Raw genomic sequence first — 12,922 nt, forward strand, 5'->3', positions numbered from 1 at the left:
GCGCACTGGCACGATGGCGACTTCAGGTTTTCGGAAGGGGCACAGACTGGTGGCCGTGGCGGGTATCTTGGCGAACGTTGCAGCACGTCGTTGTGTATGGGTGCCGGATTTGTCGGTCATGCATGGAATCTCTGCGCAGAAACGGGCGATATCGCCCGCTGTGTACAGAGGTGCATTCCAAGATATGTGCCGACTGTCTATTTATCTATTGAAAACAAATAGATAGAGATTTAAAGCAAAGACATCAAGCAAAAAAAGCATGAAATAGTGCGCAAACGTCTGCGCACATGCGCTGACTCATACCTGTGTGCTGCAGCGCTTTAAATACGAGCCTTGGTCAGTTTTATGCGGGTATCGGGTGCGCAAAAATCTGCGCATCCCGCTTCACGCCAGCTGCGCAGGATCACACTGTCTTCGGCCAGTGCATTCAGGCGGGCCCTGCCACATTGACTGCTGACGAACGACTGACCCGCAATGCCACCAGACTGCCGACGATGGTCAGCGCGGCCAGTGAATACAGCGCCAGGGTAGTCGAGCCGGTCTGATCCTTGATCCAGCCCACCAGGTAAGGGCTGAGAAAGCCTGCCATCTGCCCAATCGAGTTGATCAGCGCCAGCCCGCCTGCGGCAACGCTGGCGCTCAGCAGGGCGGTCGGCAATGGCCAGAACATCGGCAGGCTGGTCAGCGCACCCATGGTCGCGATAGTCAGCCCGATGATGGCTACGATGGGCAGCGTCGCGAAGTTGGCGGCAATGATCAGGCCGGTCGCGCCCATCAGCATCGGGACCACCAGATGCCAGCGCCGCTCATTACGCAGGTCGGCAGAGCGGCCGACCAGCAGCATGAACACGCCCGCCATCAGGTACGGCACGGCGCTAATCCAGCCGATCACCAGTGCATCGCTGAAACCGAGGTTCTTGATGATCGACGGCAGCCAGAAATTGATCGCGTAGACGCCGCTTTGAATGCAGAAGTAGATAAAGCCCAGAATCCATATGAACGGCATGCTCAGCACTGAAGCCACCGAGCTTTTGCCGTGCACCGGACGGCTCAGTTCATCGTTGGTGATATCGGTCTTGACCCGCTGACGCTGCTCGGGCGTCAGCCAGCGGGCATCCTCGACCTTGTCGCACAGCAGAACGAAGGCCAGCACACCCAGCGCCACCGTCGGCACGCCCTGAATCAGGAACATCCATTGCCATCCGGCCATGCCGCCCTGGCCCGCAGCGAAATGATTGAGAATCCATCCGGAAAACGGACCGCCCAGCAGGCCGGAGACCGGAATCGCCGACATGAACAGTGCCATGATCCGCCCGCGCCGCTGATTCGGATACCAGCGCGAGAGGTACAGCACGATGCCGGGGAAGAAGCCGGCCTCTGCCATACCGGTCAGAAAGCGCAGCACGTAGAACTCGACCGGCGTGGTGACGAACAGCAGGCAGGTCGAGAAGATTCCCCAGGTAATCATCATCAGACCGATCCAGCGACGCGGCCCGAAGCGGTTCAGCGCCAGATTGCTGGGCAGGCCACACAGCACGTAGCCAACGAAGAAGATACCGGCACCGAGGCCATAAACCGTCTCGCTGAAATTCAGGGCATCGAGCATCTGCAGCTTGGCGAAGCCGACGTTCACGCGGTCGAGGTAATTGAACAGGTAACAAATGAAGATAAACGGGATAAGGCGCAGGGTGATGCGACGGTAGACAAGATTGCCTTCAGCGTCGCCCACCTCGTGGGTCGAAACGGGTGTCATGGCGGGTGTTCCTCTGTGCTTGTTGTTTTTATATAGCCGGATAGCTATTGGATGCACGCTTGATCATAGGTGGCCGTTGACGAAAACGCTTTGGGGCTTTGCACGGCGGCAGGGGGCATGCGTTGTGTGATTGCACAACGCAGGTACGCGGGGGAGGTTATGCCTTGTCGCCAACGTCAGTACGCAACGAACATTACAGCGCCGGGGCCTACGCTTTACTCGACAGCCTCATACGGCAAGCCCACGTAGTTCTCGGCAATGGTCCTGCGCCCGGCTTCCGAGCCGACGTAGTAGTCCAGTTCGGTCTGCTGAATGCGCTGGCTGAAGGCGTCGGTGTCGGGGAAGTTATGCAGCACCGACGTCATCCACCAGGAGAAACGCTCGGCTTTCCACACCCGGCGCAGGCAGATCTGTGAATACTTTTCCAGCAGGTCAGTGCGGCCTTCCTGATACACCTTGAGCAGGATGCGATACAGCGTGCTGACATCGCTCGCGGCCAGGTTCAGCCCCTTGGCACCGGTTGGCGGGACGATGTGCGCGGCATCGCCGAGCAGGAACAGGCGACCATACTGCATGGGTTCAACCACAAAGCTGCGCAGCGGCGCGATGCTTTTCTCGATGGACGGCCCGGTGACCAGACGCTCTGCCAGATGCTCGGGCAGGCGGGATTTGAGTTCCTCCCAGAAGCGCTCGTCCGACCAGTCTTCGACCTTCTCGTCGGCACTGACCTGCACGTAATAGCGGGTGCGAATGGCCGAGCGCATGCTGCACAAGGCAAAGCCGCGCGGGTGATTGGCGTAGACCAGCTCTTCGTTGACCGGTGGCGTATCGGCCAGTACGCCGAGCCAGCCGAACGGATAGACGCGTTCGAATACCTTGAGGGCGTCAGCGGGAATCGATTGCCGTGACACCCCGTGAAAGCCGTCACAGCCAGCAATGTAATCGCAGTCCAGGCGCACGGTCTCGCCGTCTTTCACAAACGTCAGGTACGGACTATCGCTCTTGAGGTCGTGCGCCTTGACGTCCGCGGCGTCATAGATCGTCATTGCACCGGTCGCGGCGCGCGCGGCCATCAGGTCGCGAGTGACCTCGGTCTGGCCGTAGACCATCACCGTCCTGCCATCGGCAAGACTCTTCAGGTCGATGCGCTCGCAACGACCGGCGAACGCCAGCTCGAAACCGTCATGGATCAGGCCCTCTGCATCCATGCGTTCACTGACGCCCGCTTCACGCAACAGGTCGGTCATGCCTTGTTCCAGAACGCCGGCGCGGATGCGCGAAAGGATGTAGTCGGGGTCCTTGCGCTCGACGATGACGTTGTCGATGCCGGCACGCTGCAGCAGTTGGCCCAGCAGCAGCCCGGAAGGGCCTGAACCGATAATGGCAACCTTGGTCTTCATGGCGATAGTCCTGTCTTTTGATCCCTGCCAGGTTTAGTCAGCGGGAAGTGTTTGTTTTTGTCTCCTGCATTTTTAATGGATGCCGTCGAGATAAGAAGGCAATATCCGCTGCATTATCTGGACTTTTCGAGGGTCCGGACGGGAGAAGACGATATGCCCAGACCTGCCACGGCAGCGGTACCGGTGTTCAAGCTCTACGGAGAAACCACGGCCTGGCCGACCCCGGATCTGATTCATTGCGAGTCGATCCCCGAGCGCAGCAGGATTCACGAATGGGAGATCAAGCCGCATCGGCATGGCGATCTGGTCCAGCTGCTTTACGTGCAGTCGGGCAAGGCCATGCTCAAGGTCGAGGACCGGGTCAGCGAGGTCGAGATGCCTTCGTTGCAGGTCGTGCCCGCGCTGAGCGTGCACACCTTCAGGTTCTCCAGAGATATTCAGGGCCATATTCTCAGCCTGGCCAGACCCTTGGTGGAGCAACTCGAGGCTGCGCTCGACGTCTCAGCCCTCAGCACGGCACGGTGTTATGCGCTCGGGGCAGACAGCGATTATGTAGACACGCTGTTCGATGCCATTGCCAATGAATACCGGCAGCCCAGAGCGGGCCGCGATCTGATGCTGCACTCGCTGGTCAATGTGCTGGCGGTGTGGCTCAGTCGGCGCAGCAGTGAGCATGCCGGCGAAGAGACTCATGCGATGGATCGCGGCCGCGAGCATTTGCAGGTGTTCATGCATCAACTGGAAGCGAGTTTTCGCGAGCACTGGTCGATTGACCAGCATGCTCAGGCGATGGGTATCAGCGCCGCGCACTTGAATGCACTGTGTCGGCGGCTGTGCAACCAGTCGGCCTTGCAGGTCATCAGTGAGCGCTTGTTGCTGGAGGCCAAGCGCAACCTTATCTACACCACCCTGACCATCAATCAGGTCTCAGACAGCCTGGGGTTTTCCGAGCCGGCGTATTTTTCGCGCTTCTTCAAGCGCGCTACCGGGCAGTCGCCCAAGGCCTTTCGCCAGCAGAAATAGAAACGGGGTGCTCAAGAGCACCCCGTCGTCTTTTCGCGTGTCGTTATGCGGTCAGGTCACGACCTGGTAGCACGGCACGTACGCCGCGCCGCCTGGCAGTTTCATGCGGTGCTGATCGACGAACGCCTGCAACAGCTTGTCCAGCGGGCCCATGATCGATGGGTCGCCGTGGATCTGATAAGGACCATGCTGCTCGATCAGACGAATGCCCTTGTCCTTGACGTTGCCGGCGACGATGCCGGAAAACGCCCGGCGCAGGTTGGCTGCCAGTTCGTGAGTCGGCACATCGTGGTTCAGTTGCAGTCTGGACATGTTCTCGTGAGTCGGATCGAAAGGGTGCTGGAAGCTTTCCTCGATCTTCAGCAGCCAGTTGAAGTGAAACGCGTCGTTACGCTCGCGGCGGAACTGCTTCACTTCCTTCAGGCTCTGAGTCATCTGCCGGGCAACGTCCGCCGGGTTGTCGATGATGATCTGGTAGTGACGCTGCGCCTCTTCACCCAGCGTGGCACCGACAAACGCGTGCAGCTGCTGCAGGTAAGGTTCGGTGTTTTTCGGGCCGGTCAGGATCACCGGGAACGGCACGTCCTTGTTGTCCGGATGCATCAGAATGCCCAGCAGATACAGAAACTCTTCGGCCGTGCCTGCGCCACCGGGGAAAATGATGATGCCGTGGCCGACGCGCACGAACGCTTCGAGGCGTTTTTCGATGTCCGGCAGGATCACCAGCTCATTGACGATCGGGTTGGGCGCTTCGGCGGCGATGATGCCCGGCTCGGTCAGGCCCAGGTAACGACCGCCAACGATGCGCTGCTTGGCGTGCGCGATGGTCGCGCCTTTCATCGGGCCTTTCATCACGCCGGGGCCGCAGCCGGTGCAGATGTCCAGGCTGCGCAGGCCCAGCTCGTGGCCGACTTTCTTGGTGTATTTGTATTCTTCGGTATTGATCGAATGGCCGCCCCAGCACACCACCATCTTCGGCTCGACACCGGCGCGCAGGGTACGAGCGTTGCGCAGCAGGTGGAACACGTAGTCGGTGATGCCCTGGGAATTGCTCAGGTCGATGCGCTGGCTGTCCAGCTCGCTTTCGGTATAAACGATGTCGCGCAAGGCGCTGAAGAGCATTTCGCGGGTACTGGCGATCATTTCGCCGTCGACGAAGGCATCGGCCGGAGCGTTGAGCAGCTCCAGGCGAACGCCGCGGTCCTGTTGATGGATGCGGACTTCAAAACTCTCGTACGCTTCAAGAATGGTCTTGGCGTTATCGACGTGGGCGCCGGTATTGAGAATGGCCAGGGCGCACTGGCGGAACAGGGTATAGGTGCTGCCTGAACCGGCCGCGCTGAGCTGCTGCACTTCACGTTGGGACAGGGTTTCAAGGCTGCCCTTCGGGCTTACGGTGGCGTTAATCACTTGTCTTGGGATCATTCTATTTTCCATTAGAGCGATGCAGTCGAGCATCAGGATGGCGAATATCGAGAACATTCGCCCCTGTGGAGCCTTTTCTACAGCACTTGGCCGGGAAAGCAAACGTCGGACCGCAGACGTCCCCTGTTTGAGCCGTTGTGCGTCATCGCAGATTGAATCGGCAGGCGAATTCTTTTGAAAGCAGGCACTTGCTTCGCTGACCGTGCGGCTGAATTTTGACGCGGACAACGGGCAATAGTGAACCTGACCCCTTTAACGGAGTCTGTTAGCTGATGGACTTTCTGGACGGCCTGCATGAAAGGGATCATCAGGTGCTTTTTCAACGCGCCTGATAGGCAGACATTCCGTCCGGGCAGGAGTTGCAAAACCGTTGATCACTTGCCGCTCCCATCCTTAGCCGGCCCGTTAAACGAGGCTTTATTTTCATTTCAGATAAAGATAATTATCGCCATGTCTCGTCATTTTTCCGCACTTCTTTCCCGAGCCCCTGGCCTGTTCGCCGTTTCGCGTCGCTTGCTCGGCGCAGGCCTGGTTGGCGCTGCATTGACCGTTGTCATGCCTGGCAGCGCACAGGCCGCAGGCAGCGATCGCTGGGTCAGTGACAGCCTCACCACCTATGTACGCAGCGGACCAACCGATGATCACCGGATCGTGGGGACGCTGAAATCCGGGCAGAAGGTCGAGCTGCTCAGCGCTTCGGGCAAGTTCAGCCAGGTGCGTGGCGAAGGCGGTTCCACGGTGTGGATTCCGAGCAGCGACTTGCAGGAAGTCCCTGGGCAGGCCGAGCGTGTGCCACAGCTGACTCAGCAGGTCGCAGATCTGACCGAGCAACTGGCGGGCATCGACAATACCTGGAAGACCCGCGTGCAAGGCATGCAGGAAACGCTGGACGCGCGTAAGAAACTGGTCGATGAACTGGAGGCGCGCACCAAGACCCTCAACGATCAACTGGCCGACTCTCAGGCTGAATTGCGTGCTACTCAGGCGCGACTTGGCGATGAGAACAAGCAGGTGATGATGCGTTACATGGTCTACGGCGGCAGCATTGCCGGTGCCGGCTTGCTGGTCGGCCTGATCCTTCCGGCGTTGACCAAGGGCCGCAAGAAGAACGACGGCTGGGTGTAAACCGCCTGGACCACCTCACATGCCAGCGCCCCGCGCTGGCATGTTGTCCGCCACGCTGTGCGTTGTATCGAGTACGCAGCCGATGTGTGACAGACCTCTCCGAAAATGCCTTTCCCCTGCCGCAATCACGACCCAGCCCACACTCTTTATGCCTGCCTGACACCGGGTTCGTGCGCGAAGTTGATGTTCGTTCTACAGTTTCTGCGTGGATGGTCGAAAAACTGAGTGTTGCCCTCAACCTCGCGCTCTGACGCATAGGGGGAGGGTGACGGCAAGCTGTATTGTGGCGCTTTGCCATCAGTTATTATGTGCGTCCTGAAAAATGGGCTGCCGAGTCGGGCCTGAATGATTTTCAGGCCGCGGGTCTCATATTTCACCCTCTCCTGTGCAGGAATCCGGATGCTGGCGTACAACCAAAAAAGCTTTCTTATCGTTGATGATTTCTCTGACTTTCGCAGTTCAGTGAGATCGATGCTGCGTGAGCTGGGCGTCAAGGAAGTGGACACCGCCGACACCGGCGAGCAGGCTCTGCGCATGTGCTCGCAAAAGCGTTATGACTTCGTGCTGCACGATTTCAACCTGGGTGATGGCCGCAAGAACGGCCAGCAGGTGCTGGAAGACCTGATGATCGAGCGGCTGCTGAGTTACGAAAGCGTATTCATCATGGTCACTGCCGAAAACAGTCAAGCGATGGTCATGAGTGCGCTTGAGTGGGAGCCGGATGGTTACCTGACCAAGCCGTTCAACCGCGCCGGACTGGCCCAGCGGCTGGAAAAGCTGGTGCAGCGCAAGACCTTGCTCAAGCCGATTCTGCAGGCCCTCGACCGTCGTAAACCGGCCGAGGTGCTGGCCGCGTGTGACAAGCTGATCGAGCAGGACCCGCGTTATGCGCCGTTGTGCCTGCGCTACAAGGCCGATGCCCTGCGTGACCTGAAGCAGAACGAGCCCCTGGAAGCGTTCCTCAAGACCATTCTGGCTGATCGGGCCACGCCGTGGGCCTACGGTGCATTGGGTAGCCTGCTGCTCAAGCGCGGCAAGACCGCCGAGGCGCAGGCTGTCTACGAGCAGGCAATCAAGGCGTTTCCGACCATGCCTGCGCTGTTCGACGGCCTGGCTGATGTGCTGGTCGCGCTTGGCGATGGCAAGCGCGCGCAGTCTGTGCTGGAAAGCGCAGTGCGCCTGTCGCCGCTGGCGGTGCGTCGACAGAAGCTGCTGGGCAAGCTGGCATTGGGCAACGATGACTTCGAAAGTGCCTCCAAGGCCTATCGCCAGGCCGTCTCCCAAGGTCAGCATTCGCGTTTCAAGGATCCGGAAACCAACCTGGGGTTGGCGCATGCGTTGATCAGCAAGGGTGGTGATCAGGGGCTCGATGCGCGCACCCGCGTCGAGATCAACAACGCCCTCGTCGACGTTGCCAAGGAGCATGGCGACGACCAGGGTCTGCAAGTGCGCACCCGGCTGATGAAGGCGGCCAGCCTGCAGCATTCGGACCCGGAAGCCGCAGCCAAGCTCACCGAGCAGGCAATGGCCAGGCTGGATGGCATGGAGCAGGTGCTCAGTGCCGACGCCGCACTGATGGTGGCTGCGCAACTGAAGAAGCTCGGTCAGGAAGAGGCCGGTGCCGGCGTCTTGAAGAGTTGTGCCGGGGCCTACGGCGACGATCCAGCGGTGATGAAAAGCATTGCCAGCATGACCGATGATCCGGCGATTCTGGGGGCCAGCAAGGCGGCTGTCGATTTCAACCTGCAAGGCGTGCGCAGCTACAAGGCCGGCAACCTCACCGAAGCACAGGCGTTTTTCCGCAGTGCGCTTGGCTTGCAGCCAAAGAACATCAGTATTGCGCTGAACATGGTGCAGTCGCTGCTTCACCCTGGCCAGAACCTGGGCCAGGCCGGAATTGACGAGTGTCGTGCCAGCCTGACCACGCTTGGCAAGATCCCGGAAAGCGATCCACGCTATGAGCGCTACCATAAACTCAGGGAGAGGGCGTTTAGCGCATGAGTGAAGAGACAGAGCAGGGCCTCGACTTTTCCATGGTGATCGCCTCCACGGTGCACGACATGAAGAACTCGCTGGCGACCCTGACCCAGGCACATAGCCAGTGGCAGGCGAAGCTTTCGGTCCAGCAGCGCGACACCTCGGAGCATGGCGTCATCGACTATGAGTTTGCCAACCTCAACGGCATGCTCGTGCAGTTGCTCGGCCTCTACAAACTGGGTGTCAACCAGATGCCGTTGCGTCCTGACTACCACGAACTGGACGATTTCATCGAAGCGCAACTGGCCCATCACCAGGACGTGCTGGCCAGCCGCGGGATTGCCGCGCGTCATGCGATCGATGTGGCAAGCCCCTTGGGCTTTTTCGACCGCGAACTGATCGGCTCGGTGGTGGGCAATATCATCGTCAACGCCATCGGCTTTGCCCGCGAGCAGATTTCTGTGAGTGTCGGTGATGAAGGCGGGCAGTTGAAGATCACCATCAATGACGACGGTCCGGGCTACCCGGCGTATCTGATCGAGCGCCAGACCGACTATGTGCAGGGCATCAACCAGGGCAGCGGCAGTACCGGCCTGGGCTTGTACTTCGCTGCACACATTGCCCGGCTGCATGTACGCAACGGCATGCGCGGGCGCATTGAAATCGCCAACGGCGGCGTGCTGGGCGGGGCGATGTTCAGTATGACCCTGCCCTGAGGCAGCGGTCTTTCAACGAGTACCCCGCAACGCCTTGTCAGGATTGCGGGGCGGGCTCGGCGCTTAGATATTCAATCCGAAGTTCTGTTTGATGCTGTTCAGGCTGTCCATCAGTTCCTGATCAGACGCCAACGGATGTCTGACCGGTTCGCAGCCGTGCTTGAGCGTGAAGTGTTCAATGGCTGCGAGGGCGTTTTTGCGGTGCAGGGTGTCGGACGAAATCGTTGAGCCCTCGAGCGTCCAGGGCTCGTCCCCCAGATACAGCTGTGAATTATCGATGTCGGCAAAAAACCAGAAAGGCGGGTGCATGTTCTGGTTGATGATGGCCAGGGTGTGATCGACGTGTTCAAAGGCGTTGTGATACGTCTCGTCCATCAGGCCGGCGGCTTCCAGGCTGCGTCTGGAATAGTAGGAAAACGCGCCGACGCAATGGCGGTACAAGGGCAGGTTGATGCCATTGCCGTAGTCAATCCTGTACACCGCGTTGGCCTCGCCGGACGGCGTCTTGTTCATCAGACCATGCTGGCTGTAATTGAGGTGCTGAATGCCGGTCAGCGTCGAGGTCAGAATATAAAGCTCGAAGACTTCCGGGCTTTTTATATAGATGTCGTCTTCGATCAGGAACAGGTGTTCACACCCCGCATCCATCAGTCGCGACAAGGCTCTGTTCTTGGATTTTCCAACGCCGAGGTTGGTTTCGTTGTTGAAGAAGACCTCGCTGTCATACGCGGAAAACTCCGGGTACACCTCGCCGTCATTGATGATGACAACGCAGTCGATGATCTCGGCAGGCAGGGAATCGTAAAGCTTTTTCAGCAGCGCAGGACGGTTGTAGGTGATGATTCCGCAGCCAACCTTTTGACCATTGATCATGGTGATCCTCTGTTCTCTCGGGCGTTAGCGTGATTGTTGTTGATTGGCGTCGCCGTATGGCGGGTGGTTCAAGCCCGCACTGACGTAAATCGATGTATGTACGCGGTGGATTGCAATATTTGCGCCAATTGCTGGAACGCCAAAGGCCTGGAGCGGCGCTGGTTAAAGTTTTAGCGGACACCGCCGAAATCGTTGAAAGGCTGTATTCGATATCACGATGAGCGGTGGGTGGGTGATGCTGTTAGCTAAAAAGTACTGCCAGGGGCACGGTGTAGAGTTGGGCGCAGCGGCTCACAACGCGTTCAATCTTGCCCATTGCCTGAACGTGGCGCCGTGCAACGGCGTTGATTTTCTGCACCCTCGTGACATGGAAGACTATCAGCAGTACTTCGTCGAGCAGATGAAAGTGTCGGGCGATGTTTCGAAGGTCGACATGCTGGGCGATTTTCAATGCATCCATACGGCAGACTCGTCGGTTGACTATCTGATCAGCTCGCACGTCATCGAGCACGTCCCCAACCTGCTTTCTGCCTACGTCGAATCCTTCCGAGTGCTGAAGAACGGCGGGGTGTTCTTCTGCATCTTTCCCAAGCGCACCGCAGCCAAGACTGATCGGGCGCGTCGTTTGACGACGCTGGCGCAGATGATCGAGGACTATGAAAACAAGGTCGACATGACCACCGTCACTGAAGGCGAGTGGCGCGGTCACTATCAGGTCTTTTCCCTGCAAAGCATGCTCCGTGCGGTCAACTACGTTAACTCGTCAGGCCTGGGTTGCTGGTACATCGAGTGCGTCGAAGAAACCGATTCGAAAGTAGGCAACGGCCACACCGTCGTGCTGCGCAAAGTGGAGGGCCTGTCTGCCGAAAAGTGGCAGGACGTCGGCGACTTCAACACCCAGTTCAACCAATTGTTGATGGCGGGCAAGCTCGAGAACGCGCTGACGCTGACCAAGATCATGCTGTCATTCAATTTTTTCGATGCCACCAGGCTGCATCTCGCCGGCGCCCTGAGTCGTCAATTGGGCAATGTGGCCGAAGGCGTCGAATTCCTGCGTCAGGCCCTTGTGGTCGACCCGGAAAACGAAGACTACCGAAAGGAGTTCATCGAAGTGACCGGGACACCTTTCCATAACCCGGTTCTCTGACGCGTCAGGCCGACAGCCTGAAGCGGGATGCTTGAAGATTGCAGTCTGAAGGTTGAAGCTTGGCGTTTGCAGCTCAACTGAAAAGGACTGACCCATGACAGGCAATGACCCCCATTCGCAGAAAGAAATGCTGATGGGCATTGATGAAGTGGAGTGTGTAACCCCGGATTTGAACGGTGTGCCGCGCGGCAAGGTGATGACGGCTGAAGGTTTTCTCGAAGGTCGCCGTTTGCAGCTGGCGCGCGGCGTGTTGTTGCAATGCATCATGGGCGGCTATCCGCCGGCGCACTTTTACGGCAGTGACGACGGCGATCTGGCGCTGATCAGTGATCCGCAGCAGCTCCACCGTCTGCCCTGGAGCACGTCGCCGCGTGCCCTGGCCATCTGTGATGCGCAGGACCTTGATGGCCAGCCCTGCATGCTCTCTACCCGTAATCAGCTCAAGGCGGTTATCGCCCGTTACGCTGCGCAGGACCTGGTGCCAGTGGTGGCCACCGAACTCGAGTTTTTTGTCTTCGCGCCCAATCCCGAGCCGCTTTATCCGTTTGAGCCGCCGACAGGGCTGGACGGGCGATGCGAACAGGGGCACTCGGCATTCAGCGTCAGTTCCAACAACGGTTTGCGACCTTTCTTCGCCGAGGTGTACGCCTGCATGGCAGCGTTGGGGCTGCCGCGTGACACCGTGATGCACGAGATGGGTGTCAGCCAGTTCGAGATCAACCTGCTGCATGGTGATCCGCTGCTGCTGGCCGATCAGACTTTTCTGTTCAAGCACCTGCTCAAGGAGGTTGCGCTCAAGCAGGGGCTTACCGTGGTGTGCATGGCCAAACCGCTCGCGCATACGGCGGGCAGTTCGATGCATATTCATCAGAGCGTGGTGGCAGCAGAGACCGCAATGAACGTCTTCAGTGATGCGCAGGGTGAGCCGACCGACACGTTTCGTCATTTTATTGCTGGACAGCAAGCCTGCATGGCGGACTTCACCGCGCTGTTCGCGCCCAATGTGAATTCCTACCAGCGCCTGTGCCATCCGTATGCGTCGCCCAATAACGCCTGCTGGTCCTACGACAATCGCGCTGCCGGATTACGTATTCCGTCGAGTGCAGCGGCGGCCAGAAGGGTGGAGAATCGCCTGCCGGGCGCTGACGCCAATCCTTATCTGGCCATCGCTGCAAGTTTGGCGGCCGGGCTGCATGGCATCGAGCAACGACTGGAACCGACACCGCCGTTGCAGGGCGAACTGGAGGTGCCGGAAGAATTGTCGTTGCCGTGTACCTTGCACGCTGCTCTGGAGCGTCTGAAAAGCAGTCAGTTGGCCAAGGAACTGTTTGGTCATGAATTCATCGAAGGCTACATCGCGTCGAAGGCCCTGGAACTGACCAGTTTTTTTGACGAGATAACCCCCTGGGAACGGCGCGTGCTGGCTGCTCAGGTTTAAGAATCGCAGTGTCGGGCTCGCCCAGTCGGGCGACTCCCTATTTTT

General features: G+C 58.9%; 10 protein-coding genes. 6 read left to right on the forward strand and 4 right to left on the reverse strand.

What is annotated here, in order from left to right:
- Window positions 1-427: 427 nt before the first annotated feature.
- Complete coding sequence (locus P406_RS21675; protein ID WP_046237339.1) at window positions 428-1,753, reverse strand: MFS transporter; 1,326 nt, start codon at window positions 1,751-1,753, stop codon at window positions 428-430.
- Window positions 1,754-1,968: 215 nt separating this feature from the next.
- Window positions 1,969-3,153 carry a 4-hydroxybenzoate 3-monooxygenase gene (gene pobA / locus P406_RS21680; RefSeq protein WP_003347291.1) on the reverse strand — a complete coding sequence of 395 codons (1,185 nt, stop codon included), beginning with the start codon at window positions 3,151-3,153 and terminating at the stop codon, window positions 1,969-1,971.
- Window positions 3,154-3,306: 153 nt separating this feature from the next.
- Here pobA and P406_RS21685 point away from each other — a divergent pair, with 153 nt between their 5' ends.
- Entirely contained in the window at window positions 3,307-4,176 is an 870-nt protein-coding gene (locus tag P406_RS21685; protein WP_046237340.1) for a helix-turn-helix domain-containing protein, read from the forward strand.
- Between the two features lie 51 nt (window positions 4,177-4,227).
- Here the strand turns inward: P406_RS21685 and ppnN are convergent, their stop codons facing one another.
- On the reverse strand, window positions 4,228-5,601 hold the full coding sequence (gene ppnN / locus P406_RS21690; protein WP_024682821.1) for a nucleotide 5'-monophosphate nucleosidase PpnN: 1,374 nt from the start codon (window positions 5,599-5,601) through the stop codon (window positions 4,228-4,230).
- A gap of 450 nt (window positions 5,602-6,051) precedes the next feature.
- On the opposite strand from ppnN, the gene P406_RS21695 reads away from it, so the two are divergent.
- The 3 genes from P406_RS21695 (at window position 6,052) to P406_RS21705 (ending at window position 9,419) form a co-directional block, all read left to right on the forward strand.
- The gene (locus tag P406_RS21695) at window positions 6,052-6,726 is read left to right on the forward strand and encodes a TIGR04211 family SH3 domain-containing protein (RefSeq protein WP_003316760.1); all 675 of its coding nucleotides are present in this window, start codon (window positions 6,052-6,054) and stop codon (window positions 6,724-6,726) included.
- 399 nt (window positions 6,727-7,125) lie between these two features.
- Window positions 7,126-8,727 carry a tetratricopeptide repeat-containing response regulator gene (locus P406_RS21700; RefSeq protein ID WP_046237341.1) on the forward strand — a complete coding sequence of 534 codons (1,602 nt, stop codon included), beginning with the start codon at window positions 7,126-7,128 and terminating at the stop codon, window positions 8,725-8,727.
- A complete protein-coding gene (locus P406_RS21705) occupies window positions 8,724-9,419 on the forward strand; it encodes a sensor histidine kinase (RefSeq protein ID WP_003412487.1) in 696 nt (231 codons plus the stop codon). Before P406_RS21700 ends, P406_RS21705 begins: the two co-directional genes overlap by 4 nt.
- Before the next feature lie 63 nt (window positions 9,420-9,482).
- Here the strand turns inward: P406_RS21705 and P406_RS21710 are convergent, their stop codons facing one another.
- On the reverse strand, window positions 9,483-10,292 hold the full coding sequence (locus P406_RS21710; protein WP_046237342.1) for a glycosyltransferase family 2 protein: 810 nt from the start codon (window positions 10,290-10,292) through the stop codon (window positions 9,483-9,485).
- Window positions 10,293-10,527: 235 nt separating this feature from the next.
- Between P406_RS21710 and P406_RS21715 the strand changes: the two genes are divergently transcribed.
- Both P406_RS21715 and P406_RS21720 read left to right on the forward strand, forming a co-directional pair.
- Window positions 10,528-11,439, forward strand: a complete 912-nt coding sequence (locus P406_RS21715) for a methyltransferase domain-containing protein (RefSeq protein WP_046237343.1) — start codon at window positions 10,528-10,530, stop codon at window positions 11,437-11,439.
- A gap of 196 nt (window positions 11,440-11,635) precedes the next feature.
- Window positions 11,636-12,877, forward strand: coding sequence for a glutamine synthetase family protein (locus tag P406_RS21720; RefSeq protein ID WP_162234416.1), 1,242 nt, complete (start codon window positions 11,636-11,638; stop codon window positions 12,875-12,877).
- Window positions 12,878-12,922: the final 45 nt, after the last annotated feature.

Origin of the sequence: Pseudomonas syringae pv. coryli str. NCPPB 4273 (assembly GCF_000972175.1) — a bacterium.
Lineage (GTDB): Bacteria > Pseudomonadota > Gammaproteobacteria > Pseudomonadales > Pseudomonadaceae > Aquipseudomonas > Aquipseudomonas syringae.

Coding starts and splice junctions, on each gene's coding strand:
- P406_RS21675 (WP_046237339.1), bottom strand. CDS start 1,753: ATGACACCCGTTTCGACCCACGAGGTGGGCGACGCTGAAGGCAATCTT.
- pobA (WP_003347291.1), bottom strand. CDS start 3,153: ATGAAGACCAAGGTTGCCATTATCGGTTCAGGCCCTTCCGGGCTGCTG.
- P406_RS21685 (WP_046237340.1), top strand. CDS start 3,307: ATGCCCAGACCTGCCACGGCAGCGGTACCGGTGTTCAAGCTCTACGGA.
- ppnN (WP_024682821.1), bottom strand. CDS start 5,601: ATGATCCCAAGACAAGTGATTAACGCCACCGTAAGCCCGAAGGGCAGC.
- P406_RS21695 (WP_003316760.1), top strand. CDS start 6,052: ATGTCTCGTCATTTTTCCGCACTTCTTTCCCGAGCCCCTGGCCTGTTC.
- P406_RS21700 (WP_046237341.1), top strand. CDS start 7,126: ATGCTGGCGTACAACCAAAAAAGCTTTCTTATCGTTGATGATTTCTCT.
- P406_RS21705 (WP_003412487.1), top strand. CDS start 8,724: ATGAGTGAAGAGACAGAGCAGGGCCTCGACTTTTCCATGGTGATCGCC.
- P406_RS21710 (WP_046237342.1), bottom strand. CDS start 10,292: ATGATCAATGGTCAAAAGGTTGGCTGCGGAATCATCACCTACAACCGT.
- P406_RS21715 (WP_046237343.1), top strand. CDS start 10,528: ATGCTGTTAGCTAAAAAGTACTGCCAGGGGCACGGTGTAGAGTTGGGC.
- P406_RS21720 (WP_162234416.1), top strand. CDS start 11,636: ATGACGGCTGAAGGTTTTCTCGAAGGTCGCCGTTTGCAGCTGGCGCGC.